This is a genomic window from Streptomyces sp. NPDC058653 (assembly GCF_042716895.1).
Lineage (GTDB): Bacteria > Actinomycetota > Actinomycetes > Streptomycetales > Streptomycetaceae > Streptomyces.
The window spans coordinates 142,210-161,538 of record NZ_JBHXRM010000011.1 but is presented as its reverse complement, the minus strand read 5'-3'; the positions used below and the strand labels follow the sequence as shown (position 1 = coordinate 161,538).

At 72.7% G+C, this 19,329-nt stretch carries 14 protein-coding genes; 13 read left to right on the top strand and 1 reads right to left on the bottom strand.

What is annotated here, in order from left to right; translation table 11 throughout:
* Window positions 1-54: 54 nt before the first annotated feature.
* Complete coding sequence (locus tag ACFWU9_RS12780; protein WP_384317237.1) at window positions 55-3,936, top strand: CHAT domain-containing protein; 3,882 nt, start codon at window positions 55-57, stop codon at window positions 3,934-3,936.
* Window positions 3,937-3,952: 16 nt separating this feature from the next.
* Here the strand turns inward: ACFWU9_RS12780 and ACFWU9_RS12775 are convergent, their stop codons facing one another.
* Window positions 3,953-5,227, bottom strand: a complete 1,275-nt coding sequence (locus tag ACFWU9_RS12775; RefSeq protein WP_384317234.1) for a pyridoxal phosphate-dependent aminotransferase — start codon at window positions 5,225-5,227, stop codon at window positions 3,953-3,955.
* A 1,020-nt stretch (window positions 5,228-6,247) separates the two neighbouring features.
* Between ACFWU9_RS12775 and ACFWU9_RS12770 the strand changes: the two genes are divergently transcribed.
* The 12 genes from ACFWU9_RS12770 (at window position 6,248) to kynU (ending at window position 19,212) form a co-directional block, all read left to right on the top strand.
* A complete protein-coding gene (locus tag ACFWU9_RS12770; protein ID WP_384317231.1) occupies window positions 6,248-6,766 on the top strand; it encodes a DUF2617 family protein in 519 nt (172 codons plus the stop codon).
* Between the two features lie 95 nt (window positions 6,767-6,861).
* Window positions 6,862-8,505 (top strand): polyamine aminopropyltransferase, encoded by a 1,644-nt coding sequence (locus ACFWU9_RS12765; protein ID WP_384317229.1) that lies wholly within the window; start codon window positions 6,862-6,864, stop codon window positions 8,503-8,505.
* An 81-nt stretch (window positions 8,506-8,586) separates the two neighbouring features.
* Window positions 8,587-9,804: an SRPBCC domain-containing protein gene (locus tag ACFWU9_RS12760; RefSeq protein WP_384317226.1), complete on the top strand. Its 1,218-nt coding sequence runs from the start codon at window positions 8,587-8,589 to the stop codon at window positions 9,802-9,804.
* Between the two features lie 35 nt (window positions 9,805-9,839).
* Window positions 9,840-10,658 carry an aldose 1-epimerase gene (locus tag ACFWU9_RS12755; protein ID WP_384317223.1) on the top strand — a complete coding sequence of 273 codons (819 nt, stop codon included), beginning with the start codon at window positions 9,840-9,842 and terminating at the stop codon, window positions 10,656-10,658.
* An 85-nt stretch (window positions 10,659-10,743) separates the two neighbouring features.
* The gene (gene pyrE / locus ACFWU9_RS12750; protein ID WP_384317220.1) at window positions 10,744-11,289 is read left to right on the top strand and encodes an orotate phosphoribosyltransferase; all 546 of its coding nucleotides are present in this window, start codon (window positions 10,744-10,746) and stop codon (window positions 11,287-11,289) included.
* Between the two features lie 104 nt (window positions 11,290-11,393).
* Complete coding sequence (fbaA, locus tag ACFWU9_RS12745) at window positions 11,394-12,425, top strand: class II fructose-bisphosphate aldolase (protein ID WP_384317217.1); 1,032 nt, start codon at window positions 11,394-11,396, stop codon at window positions 12,423-12,425.
* A 152-nt stretch (window positions 12,426-12,577) separates the two neighbouring features.
* Entirely contained in the window at window positions 12,578-13,747 is a 1,170-nt protein-coding gene (locus ACFWU9_RS12740) for a MalY/PatB family protein (protein WP_384317214.1), read from the top strand.
* 24 nt (window positions 13,748-13,771) lie between these two features.
* On the top strand, window positions 13,772-15,283 hold the full coding sequence (locus tag ACFWU9_RS12735; protein ID WP_384317212.1) for an MFS transporter: 1,512 nt from the start codon (window positions 13,772-13,774) through the stop codon (window positions 15,281-15,283).
* Window positions 15,284-15,450: 167 nt separating this feature from the next.
* Window positions 15,451-15,864 carry a DUF3151 domain-containing protein gene (locus ACFWU9_RS12730; RefSeq protein ID WP_384317209.1) on the top strand — a complete coding sequence of 138 codons (414 nt, stop codon included), beginning with the start codon at window positions 15,451-15,453 and terminating at the stop codon, window positions 15,862-15,864.
* Between the two features lie 321 nt (window positions 15,865-16,185).
* The gene (locus tag ACFWU9_RS12725) at window positions 16,186-17,019 is read left to right on the top strand and encodes a DUF3152 domain-containing protein (protein ID WP_384317206.1); all 834 of its coding nucleotides are present in this window, start codon (window positions 16,186-16,188) and stop codon (window positions 17,017-17,019) included.
* A gap of 92 nt (window positions 17,020-17,111) precedes the next feature.
* On the top strand, window positions 17,112-17,957 hold the full coding sequence (locus ACFWU9_RS12720; protein WP_384317203.1) for a tryptophan 2,3-dioxygenase family protein: 846 nt from the start codon (window positions 17,112-17,114) through the stop codon (window positions 17,955-17,957).
* Window positions 17,950-19,212, top strand: coding sequence for a kynureninase (gene kynU / locus ACFWU9_RS12715; RefSeq protein WP_384317201.1), 1,263 nt, complete (start codon window positions 17,950-17,952; stop codon window positions 19,210-19,212). The genes ACFWU9_RS12720 and kynU overlap by 8 nt, the downstream gene beginning before the upstream one ends.
* Window positions 19,213-19,329 lie beyond the last annotated feature (117 nt).

The window sequence follows — 19,329 nt, the reverse complement described above, 5'->3', positions numbered from 1 at the left end:
GCCACGCTTGGCTCCCTCTCCACGACAATGAGTGAGGCTGGTGAGGAGTCGGATGTGAGCGGGGCGGATGTGAGCGGGGCGGGTGTGAGCGTGCGGGGTGCGAGCCGGGACGACCTGCTGAGAGCGGTCGCGGGACGGCTGGAGCGGGCCGTTCAACTGGGCGACGGGGCCCTGCTGTTCGGCCCGGCGGCCGACGCCGAACTGAAGGCGCTCCTGCGCGGCTGCGACTTCGGTACGGACATGGACGCCCGGCAGGTGGCCGGCTGGCTCTACTGGGCACGCTGCGGCGAGCTGGGCGAGGGAAAGGGCGGGGAGGAGGGTGCCTGCGCGGGGATGCTGCTGCTCCCGGTCTGGGTGGTCGACCGTCAGGCCGTACCACCGGAGCTGGCGGAGCTCTGGGCCCCGCTGCCCCCGGAGTCCCGGCCCGACCCCGCCGACGCGGGCGGGCCGGACGTGTGGAGCATGGTGTGTCTGGCCGCCACCGCCGCCGGTGAGGGCCGCCGACTGCCGGGTCAGCCGGCGGGGACGACGGAACTCCTCGCGAGCCCGGGCAGTACCCCCGACCTCTTGCGCGCCCAGGCGATCGGCACCGGCCGGCTCTCGGTGCTCGCCACCGCGGACGACGACCCGGCGCTCCCCGTACGGCTCTCCCGGCTGTCCGACGCCCTGGACGCCGCGGCGCGCGCCTGGGACGACGACACCCTGCGGGAGGAGTCGGCGCGGCTCGCCGACGAGGTGCTGCGCCTCGAACGCCGCGCCCTACGGCTCACCCCGGCCGGCGACCCGGACCGTCTGACCCGGCTCGGCGATCACGTGGTGTCGCTGGTCGGGCGGTACGAGCGGACGTCCGACCCCGAGGATCTGGACGAGGCGATCGGGATCGCCCGCGACGTACTGGCCCAGTCGGCCGACGACCACCCCGACCTCGCCCGCCACCGGGGCGTCCTGGGGGCGGCGCTGAGTCTGCGGCTCGACCGGTGGGGCGGCACGGTCGAGGAGTTCGACGAGGCCGTCGCGCTCAGCAGGGGCGCGGCCTCCGGTCACCCGGACGGCCCGGGCCCGGCCCTGACCGGCGTGGCGTTCGCTCTCGTCAAGCGGTACGAGCGGACGGGCGGGCTCGCCGATCTGGAGGAGGCCATCGCCCTGCTGACCCGCTCGTGCCGGGAGACCTGGAGCTCTCCGGACCAACGCGGGCACGCCGAGCGGCAGTTGGGACTCGCGCTGAGAATGCGGCACGCGCGCCTCGGCGACCTGCGCGACCTGGCGGAGGCGCGTCGGCTCATCGGTGAGGAGGAGACGTCCGAGGCGGGCCCGTCGGCCGGTCGGACGGTCGAGTGGCTGGTCAACTCGGCCCTGGAGCTGCGCGGCCGGTTCGAGCGGGGCCTCGGCGCTCCGGAGGACCTGGTGACCGCCGCCGCGAGGATGCGCGAGGCGCTCGCGGCGATCCCCGCCGCTCACGCCTCCCGTCCCGGCGTGCTCACCAACCTGGGCATGGTCCTGGTCTCGCTCCACCAACAGTCCACCGGGACCGCGGTGTTGACGGAGGCGGTCGACGCGCTGCGCGAGGCCGTCCGGGAGACCCCCGCCGGCCATCATCTGCTCGGCGGCCGGCTGATCAATCTCAGCGCCGCGCTGATGCTCCGGCACAACAGGCTGGAGGACTCCGCCGACCTCGCGGAGGCACTGGAGTGCCGGCGGCGCGCCGCCTCGCTGCCCGGCGCGTCCGCGTCGAAGCGCGCGGCGATCCTCTCCGCGACCGGCGCCGCCCTGATGCGTACGGCCGAACGGACGAACGACGTGGCCACCCTGGACGAGGCGGTGGAGCAGATGAGAGCCGCGCTGGAGCTGACCGGCGCGACCGATCCGCTCCGGCCGACCAGGCAGCTGTCGCTGGCGGTCATCCTGGTCTCCCGCTCCGGCCTCACCCGCCGCCGCCGGGATCTGCGCGAGGCACGCACGGTCCTGGAGTCGGCGCTCGCCGCGCTGCCCGAGGGCTCGCCGCTGAGGCCGAACTTCCTGGTCACGGACGCCGTCGTGCAGCGGGCGCTCTTCCGCACGGACTGGTTCCCCGGCGCGCACGAACAGGTGATCGGGCAGCTGCGGGAGGCTGTCGACGCGACGCCGCCCGACCACCCGAATCTCACCACCCGGCTCTTCATCCTCGGTGAACTGCTGGACCAACGGCACGCGCGTACCGGCGCGCCGGACGATCTGCGGCAGTCCGCGGCGGCCTTCCGCGAGGCGGCGCTCGAACCGCAGTGCCCGCCCTCCGAACGCGTCGCCGCCGCCTGGCGGTGGGCGCGCGCCTGGACGAGGCTCGGACGGCCCGATCTCGCGCTCAAGGGGTACGTGGTCGCCGTCGACCTGATGCCGGTCGTCTCGCCGCGCCATCTCCTCCGTGACGACCAGGAGTTCCGGCTCGGCGGGATGACGGGGCTGGGCGCGGAGGCGGCGGCGTGCGCCGTCCGGTGCGGTGAACCGGCCCTCGCGGTACGGCTGTTGGAGCAGGCGCGCGGGGTGCTGCTGGCGCAGGCCTTCGACGCGAACAGTGACCTCACCGAACTGGCCCGCAGGGCGCCGGAGTCGGCGGACGAGCTGGTCCGGCTGCGGCGGGGACTCGACGCGTCGACGTCCGAGCTGGAGCCGGAGAGCCTGGAGGACCCCTCGGCCGACCCGGCGGCGCCGGCTGCTCCGGCCAGCGACCGACGGCAGCGGCTGACGGCCCGGTGGGACGAGCTGACCGCCCGGATCCGCGCCGACCATCCGGAGCTGCGGCTCTTCCGTTCCGTACGCGACTGGGACGACGCCGAGTTGCTCGCGGCGGCCGACCAGGGCCCCGTGGTCCTGGTGCACGTACCGCCGGACGACAGTGCCGACACCGCCGGCGGAGAGGCGGGCGGCGGCGCCCTCCTCGTGACCGCGCGGTCCGTCGAGGCCCTGCCGCTGCCGCTGCTCACCGCCTCCGACGTGGCCGCGCGCACCGAGCGCTTCCACGCGGCGCTCGCCCGGCTGAACGCGCCCGGGACCGACCACCCGGAGGTGCTGCGGGCCCAGGGCGAGGTGCGGGCCACGCTGGACTGGCTCTGGTCGGCCGTCACCCGCCCCGTGCTCGACCGGCTGGGCCTCGGCGTCCCTCCGGAGGGGGAGGCGCCGCCGCGGATCTGGTGGTCGCCGGGCGGGCTGCTCGGCACCCTGCCCCTGCACGCGGCCGAGCCGGACGGCGGCGGACCGGGCGCCCTGGACCGGGTGGTGTCCTCGTACGCCCCCACGCTCCGTACGCTCCACCACGCCCGTACGCGCGCCCCCGGACCCTCCGGCGCCGGCGCCCGGGACGACTCCGTGCTGATCGTCGCCGTCCCGGACGCGGAGGGGCTTCCTCCGCTGCCCGGCGCGCGCGAGGAGGCCGACTGGCTGGCACGGCGGCTGCCGCGCGCCACGCTCCTCGCCGACGGCGCCGCGACCCGCGCGGCCGTCGACACCCGGCTGCGCGACCACGCGCACGTGCACTTCGCCTGCCACGCCGTCAGCGATCCGCTGCGCCCCTCGAACGGCCGGCTGGTGCTGCACGGCCCGCCGGACGCCTCGCCGACCGTTCGCGACCTGGCCCGGCTGCGCCTTCCGGGCGCCGGCCTGGCCTATCTCTCCGCGTGCGACACGATGCGTATCGGCGCCGAACTCGCCGACGAGTCCGTGCACATCGCGAGCGCCTTCCAGATGGCGGGCTTCCCCCATGTGGTCGGCTCGCTCTGGCCGGTCGACGACAGGACCGGGGCCAGGGTCGCCCGCCGGGTGTACGAGCAGCTGCACACCCGGCCCGACGGCCCCCTCTCCGTCGCCCTCACGGCACGCGCCCTGCACCACGCGGTGCGCGAGCTGCGCGCCGAGTACCCCCGCACCCCCAGCCTCTGGGCCTGCCAGGTCCACGCGGGCCCCTGAGACCAGCGGCGGCGTCTCACCCGGCGGCGAGGGTCTTCAGCCGGGCCGCCGCGTCCGCCAGCACCTCCGCGCGCTTGCAGAACGCGAACCGTACGAAGGGCGCGCCCTGCTCCCGGTGGTCGTAGAACACCGCGTTCGGTACGGCCACCACACCGCACCGCTCCGGCAGCGCCCGGCAGAAGGCGAAGCCGTCGCTCTCGCCGAGCGGCCGGATGTCGGTGGTGACGAAGTACGTGCCCGCCGGCCGGTAGACCTCGAACCCGGCCGCCACGAGCCCGGCCGACAGCAGATCGCGCTTGGCCCGCAGATCGTCGCGCAGATCCTCGAAGTAGCCGTCCGGCAGCCGCAGCGCCTCGGCGACCGCGTACTGGAAGGGCCCCGCGGACACATACGTCAGGAACTGCTTGGCGGACCTGACCGCGCTCACCAGTTCGGGCGTGGCCGTCAGCCAGCCCACCTTCCAGCCGGTGAACGCGAACGTCTTGCCCGCGCTGGAGATGGTGACCGTCCGCTCGCGCATCCCCGGGAACGACGCGATCGGCAGGTGTTCGCCGTCGAAGACCAGGTGCTCGTACACCTCGTCGGTGACGACCAGCAGATCCCGTTCGACGGCGAGCGCGGCCACGGCCGCCAGCTCCTCGCGCGTGAGGACGGTGCCGGTCGGGTTGTGGGGGCTGTTGAGGAGGATCAGCCGGGTGCGCGGGGTGACGGCGTCGCGGAGCTCGTCCAGGTCCAGGTGGTAGGCGCCCTCGCGGGGCCGCAGCGTGACGGGGACGCGGGTGCCGCCCGCCAGGGCGATGGAGGCGGCGTACGAGTCGTAGTACGGCTCCAGTGCGATCACCTCGTCGCCCGGCTCCACGAGCGCGAGCAGCGACGCGGCGATCGCCTCCGTGGCGCCGGCCGTGACGAGGACCTCGGTGTCGGGGTCGTACGCCAGGCCGTACCGCTTCAGCTGGTGGTCCGTGATCGCCGCGCGCAGCTCGGGGACGCCGGGGCCCGGTGGGTACTGGTTGCCCCGGCCGTCCCGCAGCGCCCGTACCGCCGCCTCCCTGACCTCCTCGGGGCCGTCCGTGTCGGGGAAGCCCTGGCCCAGATTGATCGCGCCGGTCCGGACGGCCAGCGCCGACATCTCGGCGAAGATCGTCGTCCCGAACTCCGCGAGGCGCCGGTTGAGCAGCGGGCGGCGGCCCGCGGGGCCGTCGCCCGAGGCCGGTGCCGCGGGTGCCGCTGGGGTCGGAGGGGTCTCCGGAGTCGGAGGAGTCGGGGGAGTCGAGGGATTTGTGGCGGTCATGGCGGCCATCCTGCGCCGAAGCTCTGGACTTGCTCAAGTCTGCTTTGCGTTCGTGGGGTGAGGGCATTCCCTAGTCACACGAGAAGACGGCACGAAAGCCGATCACTGGCGAAGCCGGTCACGCGATGGCGCGGAGGCCTCGCTTCGGGGGAACAGAAAGACGGTGAAGACGATGAACGTTGTGGGGTTGGCCTTCGGGCTTCTCGCACTGTTGGTTGTCGGGGGCGGCATCGCCGCCCTGCGTTCCAATTCGAGCCGCCGGCGCGCGGGGAACCGGAATCGCGGTGTCCGCTTCTCCGGCGGCCGCCGGTCCCGCGCGGGCGGAGGCGGAGGCGGTGGGGAAGGAGCGAGCTGGTTCTCCACGGGTGACGGAGGCGGCTCCTCGTCCTGTGGTGGAGGTTCTTCCTCCTGCGGCGGAGGCGGCGGGGGGTGCGGCGGCGGAGGCAGCTGACACGGGGCAGCTGGTCCGCGGCCAATGAAGGTGCCCGGCGGGACGAACTCCCGCCGGGCACCTTCATGTTGATCGCCGGGGTTGGTCAAACGGCTCTGGACGCCCGGGCGTTGAGCCGTTTCGGGTTGAACAGTTGAACTGTGGCACCCCCGAGGGGATGGAAACCCAGTCAAGTTGGGTAAAAACGCTGTGAGAGCCCCTTACTTCGTGATTCCCTCGCTGTTGAGATTTTCCAGCCCCCGGACCTTGGGCCTCGAACCTCGGACTTTCGCGCGGAGCCGAGTAGACGATCTCCTACTTCCGTCAGTCCTCGGCTCCCTCAGTTCCCTCAGTCCCCGGATCGCAATTCCAGCTCACCGTTCCCTTCTCGCAACTCCCGTTTCCCGGTTCACCGTTCTCGGTTCTCACTTCTCCACTCGTAAGTTCTCCAGTTCCTCGGTTCACAGTTCGCAGCTCACACCTCACTGATCTCTCTTCACAGATCTCAGATCCCAGATCCCAGATCTCCCCATTCATCCTCCGGGACGCCACCCGGTCCACTTTGCCAAGCGTGTTTGCGGAGCCGACCCATGCTCAGAACCCTCAATACGACCTACACCGACACCCGTGCCGCCGATCTGGCCTGGGCGTTGGGGCGTGAGCCGCTCCCCGCTCTCGCCGTCCTCGATCTCGAACTCACCGGCGCCAAGCTCCAGCTGAGGCTGCTCGGCGCCTCCCACCAGGTGCTTCTTGAGGAGGAGCGGGGTAGTTGCTCCGAGACGGTGGCCTGTATCCCCGGCAGCAGCACGCCGCTTCCGCTCGGTGTCGCCGAGCGCGTGGGGGAGTGGGAGTACGAGTTCGCGGCGCGCGTCGAGACGTTGTCGCAGGGCTCGTTCGCGGGGCGCGCGCAGGAACTGCTCGCGCTGGTCGCCGACCACCCGAACGGACTGGCGGGCACGTTCCCGGGAGAACCGCACGCGTTCACGGCGATGCTCGTGCAGCGGCACGAGGGGCAGGTGTCCTGGCGGACCTGGCACGCGTATCCGCAGGAGGGCGCGCTGGTGGTGACCAGGACACGGGTGGGGGTGCGGGTTCCCGTCGCGCTGTAGCGGTGGGAACCGGGGTCCTGGGGTGAGGTGTGAGGGCGGGTTACCACCCTTGTGGGTGACAAGCCGCACGGAAGTCGTGACGTAGCGTTACTGGAATGATCGACCAGTCTGTGGTCGCGCCGGCGGAAAGCGCGCCGCGACTGCCCGTCCGACCCAGCGCGGGTCGCTTCCTGATCCTCGCCGTGGTCTTCGTCTGCGCCGCCTGCGGACTGGTGTACGAGCTGGAGTTGGTCGCCCTCGCGTCGTATCTGATCGGGGACTCGGTCACCCAGGCCTCGGTGGTCCTGTCCCTGATGGTCTTCGCGATGGGTCTCGGGTCGCTGCTCGCCAAGCGGCTGCGGTGCCGGGCCGCGGTGGGATTCGGCCTGGTGGAGGCGGCGCTCGCGCTGATCGGGGGCTCCTCGGCGATGGTGCTGTACGCGACGTTCGCCTGGATGGGCGAGTCGCGGTACGCGCTGATCGGCTTCTCGCTCTCCATCGGGGTCCTCATCGGCGCGGAGATCCCGCTGCTGATGACGCTCATCCAGCGCGTCTCCCGGCAGGACGCGGGCGGGACCGTCGCGGATCTCTTCGCCGCGGACTATGTGGGCGCGCTGGTCGGCGGGCTCGCGTTCCCCTTCCTGCTGCTGCCGTGGTTCGGGCAGCTCACAGGCGCGCTGCTGACCGGCGCCGTCAATGTGGTGGCGGGGGGCGCGCTCGTGCTCTGGGTCTTCGGCCGCGATCTGACGGGCCGCGAGCGGGGGCTGCTGCTGCTCGTGAACGTGACGGTGCTGGCGGTGCTGGGAGCGGCGGCGGTCATGGTGGACGACTTCGAGCGGGCGGCGAGGCGGGCGGTGTACGGGGACGGGGTGCGGGTGGCGGTCCAGACCGACGTCCAGGAAGTGGTGCTCACGGGCGGTCGGGGCGGCCCGCTGGACCTGTATCTGGACGGGCGGCTGCGGGTCAGCGAGCGCGACGAGTTCCGTTACCACGAGGCGCTGGTGCATCCCGCGATGAGCGGGCGGCACGAGCGGGTGCTCATCCTGGGCGGCGGCGACGGGCTCGCGGCGCGGGAGGTGCTGCGCTACCGGGATGTCCGGTCGGTCACGCTCGTCGAGCTGGACCCCGGTGTCTCGCGCCTGGCGCGTACGGACCCGGCGCTCGCGAGCCTGAACGGGCACGCGTACGACGACCCTCGGCTGCGCGTGGAGCACGCGGACGCGTTCGCGTGGCTGCGGGGCCACGAGGGGGACCTGTCGGCGGCGGAGCGGGGGGCGTACGACGTGGTCGTCTCGGACCTCCCCAACCCCGGCATCACCCCGAGCACCAAGCTCTACTCGGAGGAGTTCTACGGGCTCGCCTCCCGGGTGCTCGCGGAGGGCGGGCGGCTGGCGGTGCACGCGGGGCCGCCGGCCGTCCGGCCGCGTACGTACTGGACGGTGGACGCGACGCTGCGGGCGGCCGGCTTCGGGACGAGTCCGTACAGCGCGACGGGGCGGGTGTCCGGTTTCGAGGCGGGGCCGGACCGGTCGCACGACGAGAAGGACGCGGACGAGGGGGACGCGGGGGCCTCCACGGCGGACTGGGGCTTCGTCCTGGCGGCGGTCGGCCGCCGCCCGGCGGTGGAGCTCGCCCCGGACGCGCCGCGGCTGCGTTCGCTGGCCGCGCCCGTGCTCGAAGCGGGGGTCCTCGGCGCGGAACGCACCCGGTTGCGCGATCTGCCCCCGTCGACGCTGGTGCATCCGAGGTACGCGGGCTGACGGGGTGCGGCGTGTCGGCCGGGACAGAGGTTGTGCGCGGAGGGGCGCCTGAGTCGGCGGGGCTGAGTAGGCTCGGATCCCATGGAGCATGAGGTGTTCATTCCGGTTCCGGCTGAGACCCTCCGCGAGGCGCTGAGGGACCACGCCCGCGTCGCGCGCTGCGTCCCCGGCCTCCAGCAGGACGCGGACGAATCGGCCCGCCCGCTCTCGGGCCGTCTGAAGGTCCGCGTGGGCGGCCACACGATCACGTACCGGGGCGCGCTGACGCTCACGGAACGCGCGGGCGGCTTCACGGCGAAGGGCGAGGGCGCGGAGGTACGGGGTACGGGCTCCGCGAAGGTGAACGTCCGCGTCAGACTCACGGAGACGGCGGACGGCACGAAGGTCACCTTCACGGCGACGGCGACGTCGGAGGGCCGCCTGTCGGAGCTCGACGCGACGACAACGGAAGCAACGGCCCGAAGACTCCTGGACCGCTTCACGACGGCGCTACCGACCACCTCCGGCGCGGGACCGGATGCCCCGGGTGCGGGCGGGGACGGCGAGGCGCTGCCCGGCGCGGCCGACGAGGAGCCGTCTCGCGCGGCCGACCCGTCGCCCGGTGCCGGTGCCGGCCATGACGAGGACGCGCCGACGTCGGCCGCCGCGGGCGCCGGTCCGGACGCCTCCGGCATCGGTGCCGGTTCAGGTGGGCGGGACGACCAGGACGTTGCGGCGGCATCCGGCGCGGGCGACCGGCCCGACGTCTCCGGCGTCGGTGACGGCGGGGAGGGCGAACAGGACGTTGCGGCGTCGGCCGGCGCGGGCGATGGGCCGGACGCCTCCGGCGTCGGCTCCGGTGAGGGCGGGGAAGGCGACCAGGACGTGGCGGCGGCGGGGGACGCGGGCGACCGGCCTGGTGTCCCCGGACGGGGGGATGACCAGGACGTGGCCGCGGCAGGTGGCGGGGGCGGCTCCTTCGAGGACGGGGGGGCGCGTTCGTGGGACGTGGAGGGGGGTGACGAGGTCGACGATCCGTTTGGTATCCCCGAGTCGGAGAGGTTCGGGGACACCGCCTCCGGGGACGGGGACTTCCTCGTACCCCTCGATCCGCCCGCCGAGGCCGCGCACGCCCGGCGGACCATGATCGGGCGGAGTGCCGAGGAAGTCGACCACGCGCCGCCCCGCGGGCGTTACGCGCCCGAGCAGGCCCCGGACTCCGGCGGCGCCGGTGCCGCGCTCCGGTGGGTGGCGCCCGCCGCCGCGCTCGCCATCGCCGGGGCCGTCGTCGTGGGGCGCGCGCTGCGGCGCAGGCGTTGAGCCGGACGCCGGGCCCCGCCGGTTAGGGTCATGGCGTGAGTACGGAAACGGACCATAAGCGCGAGATCCGACTGGCGTCCGGCGACGCCGAGTTGACGATCCATCCGACGAACGGCTGCCGCGCCGCGAGCCTGCGTGTCGGCGGTACCGAGCTGCTGCGCCAGGGCGACCGGTACGGCTGCTTCCCGATGGTGCCCTTCTGCGGGCGGACCGAGCACGGGCAGTTCCGCAACGGCGGTTTCACCCACCAACTGCCGCTCAACTCCCCACCGCACGCCATCCACGGCACGGGCCGCGACACCTCCTGGCGCACCGCCCGCAAGGGGGACACCGAGGCGGCGTTCACCTACGAGCTGGCCGACCCCTGGCCGTACACCGGCCGTGTCACCCAGCTCTTCGAGCTGACCCCCGACTCGCTCACGCTGACGCTCGGCGTCGAGACGTACGACGACTCCTTCCCCGCGCAGGCGGGCTGGCACCCGTGGTTCCTGCGCCACCTGGACGGCGGTACGGCCGACGAGGACGCCGTACGCCTCGACTTCTCGCCCGCCTGGCAGGAGGAGCGCGGCGACGACCATCTGCCGACAGGCCGCCGTATCGAGCCGCAGCCCGGCCCGTGGGACGACTGCTTCGGGATGCCCGACGGCGTGGCGGCGACGCTGACCTGGCCGGGGCGGCTGGAGCTGAAGGTGACCAGTACCGCCGAATGGGCCGTCGTCTACGACGAGCAGGCCGAGGCGGTCTGCGTGGAGCCGCAGACCGGTCCGCCGAACGGGCTCAACACCCTGCCGCGCCTGGTCACACCGATCGACCCCCTGGAGATCCGGGCGACCTGGAGCTGGCGCCGGCTCTGAGAGGTCCCACTGACGGAGGCGGCCCCGCACCGCCCCGAGAAGGCTCCCGGCGGGGCCCCCGCAGCCCCGCCGTAAGCTCAGGCCCATGACTGACGTACGTGCTGAGCTGCTCCAGCAGATCAAGGACAAGGCCGTGGTGCACGGCAAGGTGACCCTGTCGTCCGGCATCGAGGCCGACTGGTACATCGATCTGCGCCGCATCACCCTGGACGGCGAGGCCGCGCCGCTGGTCGGGCAGGTCATGCTCGACACCGCCGCCGGCGCCGGTCTGGACTACGACTGTGTGGGCGGGCTGACCCTCGGCGCCGACCCCGTCGCGACCTCGATGCTGCACGCGTCCGCCGCGCGAGGCGCCCGCCTGGACGCGTTCGTCGTACGCAAGCAGGGCAAGGCCCACGGGATGCAGCGCCGTATCGAGGGCACGGACGTCAAGGGCCGCCGCTGTCTGGTCGTGGAGGACGTGTCGACCACCGGCGGCTCGCCGCTGACGGCGGTCGAGGCGGTACGGGAGGCCGGCGGCGAGGTCGTCGCCGTCGCGGTGATCGTCGACCGCGGGGCCGCCGCAGCCGTGGAGGCCGCCGGGCTCCGCTACGTCAGCGCGTACACCCTGCCCGACCTCGGGCTGGCCTGAGCCTCACCGTACGGACGAGAGTCTGGAAGGATGAGGGCGACAATGACGTCGCCCCCAGGTCAGGGACAAAGCACCTCAACCCGCACATCACAAGGAGCGGCCCGATGCCCATCGCAACCCCCGAGGTCTACGCCGAGATGCTCGACCGGGCGAAGGCAGGCAAGTTCGCCTACCCGGCCATCAACGTGACCTCGTCCCAGACTCTGCACGCCGCGCTGCGCGGCTTCGCGGAGGCCGAGAGCGACGGCATCATCCAGATGTCCACCGGTGGTGCGGAGTTCCTCGGCGGCCAGTACAACAAGGACATGGTGACGGGCGCGGTCGCGCTCGCGGAGTTCGCGCACATCGTGGCCGCGAAGTACGACATCACGGTCGCGCTGCACACCGACCACTGCCCCAAGGACAAGCTGGACACCTACGTCCGTCCGCTCCTCGCGGTCTCGTCCGAGCGGGTCAAGGCCGGCCGGAACCCGCTGTTCAACTCCCACATGTGGGACGGCTCCGCCGAGACCCTCGCCGACAACCTCACCATCGGTGAGGAGCTGCTGGCGCAGGCCGCCGCCGCGAAGATCATCCTTGAGGTCGAGATCACCCCGACCGGCGGCGAGGAGGACGGTGTCACCCACGAGATCAACGACTCCCTCTACACGACCGTCGACGACGCGCTGCGCACCGCCGAGGCCCTGGGCCTGGGTGACAAGGGCCGTTACCTGCTGGCCGCGTCCTTCGGCAATGTGCACGGCGTCTACAAGCCGGGCAACGTCGTGCTCCGTCCCGAGCTGCTGAAGGACCTTCAGGAGGGCGTGGCCGCGAAGTACGGCAAGCCCGCGGGCAGCCAGCCGTTCGACTTCGTCTTCCACGGCGGCTCCGGCTCCTCGGCCGAGGAGATCGCGACGGCGCTGGAGAACGGCGTCGTGAAGATGAACCTCGACACCGACACGCAGTACGCCTTCACGCGGCCGGTCGCGGACCACATGTTCCGGAACTACGACGGTGTGCTCAAGGTCGACGGCGAGGTCGGCTCCAAGAAGACGTACGACCCCCGCACCTGGGGCAAGGCCGCCGAGGCGGGCATGGCGAAGCGCGTGACCGAGGCGTGCGGCGCGCTGCGCTCGGCGGGCGGCAAGATCAAGTAAGGAACGGCCGTACGCGAAGGCGTGACGCGGCGGGCCCGGTCCCTCTCGGGGTGCCGGGCCCGCGTGCTGCCCGGCCGCCCGGCCGCATGGCTGGATCGGCTGCCCGGCAGCCCGGCACCGCCCGCTCGGCGTCCGGCCCGAGGAGGACAGCTGTGGACTTGGACTACGACTTCGACACCCCCGTGGACCGCCGGGGCACCTGGAGCGTCCAGTGGGACGGCGTCGCCGACCGCTTCGGCGTCGACGGACTGCTCCCCTTCACCATCTCCGACATGGACTTCGCCTGCGCGCCCGAGGTGCTCGGGGCCCTCCAGGAGCGCCTCGCGCACGGTGTGCTCGGCTACACGGACTGGCGGCACGAGGACTTCCTCTCCGCGCTGCGGCACTGGTTCGCCACCCGCTACGACACCGAGCTGGACACCGACCGCGTCGTGTACGCGCCGTCCGTGCTCAACCAGGTGTCGCAACTGCTGCGGATGTGGAGCGCCCCCGGCGACGGCGTGGTCGTCCACACCCCCACGTACGACGGTTTCCGCAAGGCGGTCACCGGGCTCGGCCGCGAGCTGCGCGGGGTGCCGGTGGGGGACGCGGCGGCGCTGGAGCGGGAGCTGGCGCGGGCCGACAGCCGGGTGCTGATCCTGTGCTCGCCGCACAATCCGACGGGCCGGGTGTGGACGGAGGGGGAGCTGGCCGGGTTCGCCAAGCTCGCGGCGGCGTACGACGTGGCGGTGATCAGCGACGAGATCCACGCCGACTTCGTGCACCCCGAATTCGTCCCGGCCGGCCGCCGCCATCTGCCGTGGACCCGGTTCGGCACGGGCCGGTGGGCGGTCGTCACCTCCGCGTCGAAGTCCTTCAACTTCCCCGCGCTCAGCGGTTCGTACGGTGTCATCGGCGACCCGGACGACCACGCGGAGTTCATGCGCCGGATGCTGACGGCGGAGGGCCTCGCCTCGCCCGCCGTCCTCGCGCTGACGGCGCACATCAGCGCGTACCGCCACGGCGCCCCCTGGCTGGACGCGCTCAACACGTACGTCGCGGAGAACCTCCGTATGCTCGCCGGGCGCCTGGACGAGGCTTTCCCCCAACTCGCCTGGCGACCGCCGGAGGCCGGCTACCTCGCGTGGATGGACCTGCGGGCCCTGGGCGTGGCCGACGACGCGCTCCAGCGCGAACTGATCGAGCGCGAGAGGGTCGCGATCATGCCGGGAACGACGTACGGCTGCGAGGGTTTCGTCCGCCTCAACGTCGGCTGTCCGCGCGCCAAGGCGGAACTGGGCACCGACGCTCTGATTCGCGCGCTCACCCGGCTCGCCACGTAGCCCCTGGGCGGGGATGATCCACCTATGGATATCAGGCTGGGCACGGCCGTCGGCCGGTGGATCGTGTTCACTACGGTGCTCGGCTCCAGCATGGCGCTGCTCGACTCGACCGTCGTCAATGTCGCCCTGCCGCACATCGGTGACGATCTCAACGCGAACCTTGCCGATCTTCAGTGGACCGTCAACGCGTACATGCTCACGCTCGCCGCGCTCATCCTGCTCGGGGGCTCGCTGGGGGACCGGTACGGGCGGCGGCGGATCTTCGTCATCGGGATCGTGTGGTTCGCCCTCGGCTCGCTCATGTGCGGTCTCGCGCCCACCGCCGAGGTGCTGATCGTCGCGCGCGCCTTGCAGGGGGTGGGCGGTGCGCTGCTGGTGCCGGGGTCGCTCGCGTTGATCCAGGCCAGCTTCCATCCGGACGACCGGGCGCGGGCGGTGGGGCTCTGGTCGGGGTTCGGGGGTGTCGGGGCGGCCGTCGGGCCGTTCCTGGGCGGGTTCCTGGTGGACGGGCCGGGCTGGCGCTGGGTCTTCCTGCTGAACGTGCCGCTGGCCGCGATCTGCGGGCCGGTCGCCCTGCGGCATGTACCGGAGTCGCGCGATCCCGCCTCGCACGGCCGGTTCGACGTGCTCGGCGCGGTGCTGGGCGCAGTCGCGCTGGGGCTGGTGACGTACGCCCTGATCGCGAAGGTGTGGTGGTCCGGGGCCGCGGGCGTGCTGGTGGGCGTGGCGTTCGTGGTGCTGGAGCGGCGACGGGCCGATCCGATGCTGCCGCCCTCGATCTTCGCCTCACGGCAGTTCACGTCCGTCAACGTGGTGACGCTCTGCGTGTACGCGGCGTTCGGCGGCTTCTTCTTCCTGACCACGTTGCAGCTCCAGGTCGTCGCCGGCTACTCGGCGCTCGGCGCGGGGACCGCGCTGCTGCCGACGACCGTGCTGATGCTGCTGTTCTCCGCCAGGTCGGGCGAGCTGGGCGCCAGGATCGGGCCGCGGATCCCGCTCACGGTCGGGCCTCTCCTCTGCGCCGCCGGGCTGCTGCTGATGCTGCGGGTGGGCGGCGGCCCGGACGCCTCGTACGTACGGGACGTACTGCCCGCGCTGGTGGTGATGGGGCTCGGCATGGTGACGCTGGTCGCGCCGCTGACCGCGACGGTCCTGGCGTCCGTCGACAGCTCGCGCGCCGGCCTCGCCAGCGGCATCAACAACGCCGCCGCGCGGGCCGCCGGTCTGCTCGCGGTCGCCGCGCTGCCGCTGCTGGCGGGCGCGGGGCCCGAGGTGTACCGGTCGGCGACGCAGTTCGACGCGGCCTTCGACCGGGCCATGCCCCTGTGCGCGGCGATCCTGGTGGTGGCGTCGGTGATCGCCTGGGCCACCGTGCGGACGCCGAAGCCCGAGGACAAGACCGCCGAGGCCGCGGCGCCGAGTCTGCCGGAGTGCAAGGTGAACTGCGGGCTGTCGGCGCCGCCGCTGGAGCCCACCACCGTACGGAAGCAGAAGAGCGAGGGGGCGGGAGGCGAGGCGTCCACGGCGGGCGTGTGAGCAAGGGCGGTTACGGCGGACTGTGAGGCAGGTGCGGCGGACTGGGAGGCGGGTGCGGCAGGGGTCGTGACCGTACGTCCTCGGGTTCCGGCCACGCGCCGGCGATTGCCGGTGGCAAACCCGCACCACTGCCACGGAATCCGACGCGACCTGGGACACTCGGAGGCATGGCCATCCACAAAGATCTTCTTGGGGGACCGCCCCCCACGCACCTGCCCGACGACCCCGAGCCGCGAGAGCTCCTCGCGAACGGGACGGCGCCCGCCGACGTCGCGGCGAAGTACCCGACCTCGTCGCTCGCCTGGGCCCAGCTCGCCGACGACGCGTTCGAGAACGGCCGGATCGTCGAGTCGTACGCCTACGCCCGTACCGGCTACCACCGTGGCCTGGACTCCCTGCGCCGCAGCGGCTGGAAGGGACACGGCCCGGTGCCGTGGGAGCACGAGCCGAACCGTGGCTTCCTGCGCGCCCTGCACGCCCTCGCCCGCGCGGCGCAGGCGATCGGCGAGGAGGAGGAGTACGAGCGCTGCTCGGTCTTCCTGCGGGACTCCTCCGCGGTGGCGGCCGACACCCTCGGCTGAGCGCCGGTCCGACGCGGGCACCGCAGCGCGTGAGGCGCGAGGGGCGCGAGCGGCACGCGAGACGAGCCGGGACGCGAGACGAGCCGGGACGCGCACGCGCACGCGCACGCGCACGTGATCGTGACCGTGGCATCTGCGACGTACGCTGTCGCACGCACGGGGAGTTTGTCCGTAACAGAGTGAATCGCCGCAGGTCCGTGGCCGTCCGAAAGGGTACGGACCTGCGGTGCGCGGTCGATACGATTGCACACGCCATCGAATCCGGTACGAGGCCCCGGCACCCTCTCCCCGACTCCGGCCGAAGCAGGGGAGAAGTCCGTCTTGGGCAAGCGTGTCGAAGCCCGACGCCGTCCGACCGTCCGCGCCGTCCTCATCGGTGTGTGCCTGACCGCCGTCTTCGTCGGAGGCGGAGCCGCCCTCGTCGGCTGGCCGGACAGCGGCCCGACGGCCGAGGCGGCCGACGACGCGGCCGAGGACGCCGCGGACAGCGCGGAGTCCTCCCCGGAGGAGCCCACGACGGCCCCCCGGGGCTCGAACGTCGACCCCGCCCCCGGCGACTCCCCCGAGGCGGCACGCCGTATCCCCGTCCCGTCGGACGGCCCCGGCACCTTCAGGACCGCGCGGTCCTCCGGTTCGCCCGTCGGCTCCGGCGACACGGTGCGCCGCTACAGGGTCCAGGTCGAGGAGGGCATCGACCTCTCCCCGCGCCAGGCCGCCGTCGAGATCGAGACAATCCTCGGGCATCCCCAGGGCTGGACCTCCGACGGCCGCAACTCCTTCCAGCTCGTCGCCTCGGGGCCCGCCGACTTCGACGTGAAGATCGCGACGCCGGGCACGGTCGACGAGATCTGCGGCGCCGCGGGCCTGCTCACGCGGGGCGAGGTGAACTGCACCGTCGGCCGCACCGTCGTGGTGAACCTCAAGCGCTGGGTGCTGGGGTCCGAGCAGTTCGACGGCCCGGTCACGGAGTACCGCGCGCTGATCATCAATCACGAGGTCGGCCACCGTCTCGGACGTGGCCATGTCACCTGCGGCGGGGACGGTGAGCCCGCTCCGGCGATGATGCAGCAGATAAAGGGCTTGCACGGCTGTGTTGCGAATGCATGGCCCTACTCGGAGGGCGGGACGTACATCACAGGCCCGGCGGTGCCGTGAAGACGGGATTATGATGCGACCAGGGGACCGGAGCTCCGATGCCGATTGGAAGGGGCGGACCGCTACCCGGTAGCAATATCGAGGAGACAGAGATGTCGCAGCACCCCGATGCCTCCGGAGCCGGTTCGGATGCCCCGAACCTCGACTTCGCGGGTACGACCCCGTACGAGGACTACGTACAGGCGGACGTCCTCACCCATCTTCAGCATCCGATGTCCGACGACCCGGGCGAGATGGTCTTCCTGGTGACCACCCAGGTGATGGAGCTGTGGTTCACCGTCATCGTGCACGAGTGGGAGACCGCGTCGCGCGCGCTGCGCGAGGACCGGGTGCCGGTCGCGGTCGACGCGCTCAAGCGGTCGGTGCGCGAGTTCGAGGCGCTGAACGCCTCCTGGACGCCGCTGGCCCAGCTGACACCCGTGCAGTTCAACTCCTACCGCAGCGCGCTCGGTGACGGCTCCGGCTTCCAGTCGGCGATGTACCGGCGAATGGAGTTCCTGCTCGGCGAGAAGTCGGCGTCCATGCTCGTACCGCACCGGGGCGCGCCGCGCGTGCACGCCGAGCTGGAGAAGGCGCTCCAGGAGCCGAGCCTGTACGACGAGGTGCTGGGCCTGCTCTCCCGGCGGGGGCAGCCCGTGCCCGCGTCGGCGCTGAACCGGGACCTCACCCAGAAGTACGAGCCGTCGACGGCGGTCGAGGAGCTCTGGGCCCGGATCTACGCGGAGCCCGACCAGAACGGTGAACTCATCAGGCTGGGCGAGGCGTTGACGGACGTCGCCGAGCTGGTGTGGCGCTGGCGCAACGACCATCTCGTGGCGACGCGCCGCGCGATGGGGTCCAAGACCGGGACGGGCGGCTCCGCCGGGGTCGCGTGGCTGGAGAAGCGGGCCCAGAAGAACGTGTTCCCCGAACTGTGGACGGCGCGCAGCCATGTCTGACGCCTCCCCGATCCCGGACCTGCCGACGGAGTCGGAGACCTCGGAGGCGCTGATGAAGCGCGCCGCCGAACTCGACGCCGCCGATGAACTGGCCGCGCGGCGCGAGCTGTTCGTGCTGGACGACTACTCCGTCTATCTCGACGGCAACTCGCTCGGCGCGCTTCCCCGCCACGTACCCGACCGCGTCCAGGACGTCATCACCCGGCAGTGGGGCGAGCTGCGCATCCGCTCGTGGACCGAGGGCGGCTGGTGGACGTCGCCCGAGCGGATCGGCGACCGGATCGCGCCGCTCGTCGGATCGGCGCCCGGCCGGATCGTGGTCGGTGACTCCACCAGTGTCAACGTCTTCAAGGCGGTTGTGGCGGCCACGCGCATCGCGCCGGAGGACCGGGACGAGATCCTGGTCGACGCCGCGACCTTCCCGACCGACGGGTACATCGCGGAGTCGGCCGCGCGGATGACCGGAAAACGTCTGGTGCCCGTCGCCGTCGGCGAGTTGAGGGACGCGCTCGGGCCGCGTACGGCCGCCGCGCTCGTCAACCACGTCGACTTCCGTACGGGCCGGCTCCACGACCTTCCCGGCATCACCGCCGCCCTGCACGACGCGGGCGCGCTGGCGATCTGGGACGTGTGCCACAGCGCGGGCGCGCTGCCGGTCGCGCTGGACGCGCACGGCGTGGACCTGGCGGTCGGCTGTACGTACAAGTACCTGAACGGCGGGCCGGGTTCACCGGCCTTCCTGTACGTCGCCGAGCGTCATCAGGAGGCTTTCGACTCCCCGCTGCCGGGCTGGACCTCGCACGTCGACCCGTTCGGGATGACGCCCGACTACGCGGCGGCCGACGGCGCGACGCGCGGCCGGGTCGGCACACCGGACATCCTCTCCATGCTGGCGCTGGAGGCGGCGCTCGACGTGTGGGAGGGCGTGTCGCTGGACGTCCTGCGGGCGAAGAGCCTGGCCCTGACGGACTTCTTCCTGCGGTGCGTGGAGGCGTACGCCCCTGTGGGGAGGGTCGGTTCGATGACTCCCGCGGCCCACGCGGAGCGCGGCAGCCAGGTTTCGCTGCGCTGTGCGGAGGCGCCCGCGGTGATGGCGGAGCTGATCGCCCGCGGAGTGGTCGGGGATCTGCGGCGGCCCGACGTGCTGCGGTTCGGCTTCACGCCGCTGTACGTGGGCTTCCGCGACGCGGAGCGTGCGGCGCGGGTGCTGGGGGACGTCCTGCGGGAGGTGCCGGGGGGCGGCGGAGGCGCGTGAGCCCCGCCACCGGTCGGCGGTGCGCCGGCCGCGTGGCCGAGGAACCCCACCCACTCTCTGGGGATACCCCCACCGCCCGGATGGGTGCTTCCGTCATGGGATCGGGGCCCGGCATCC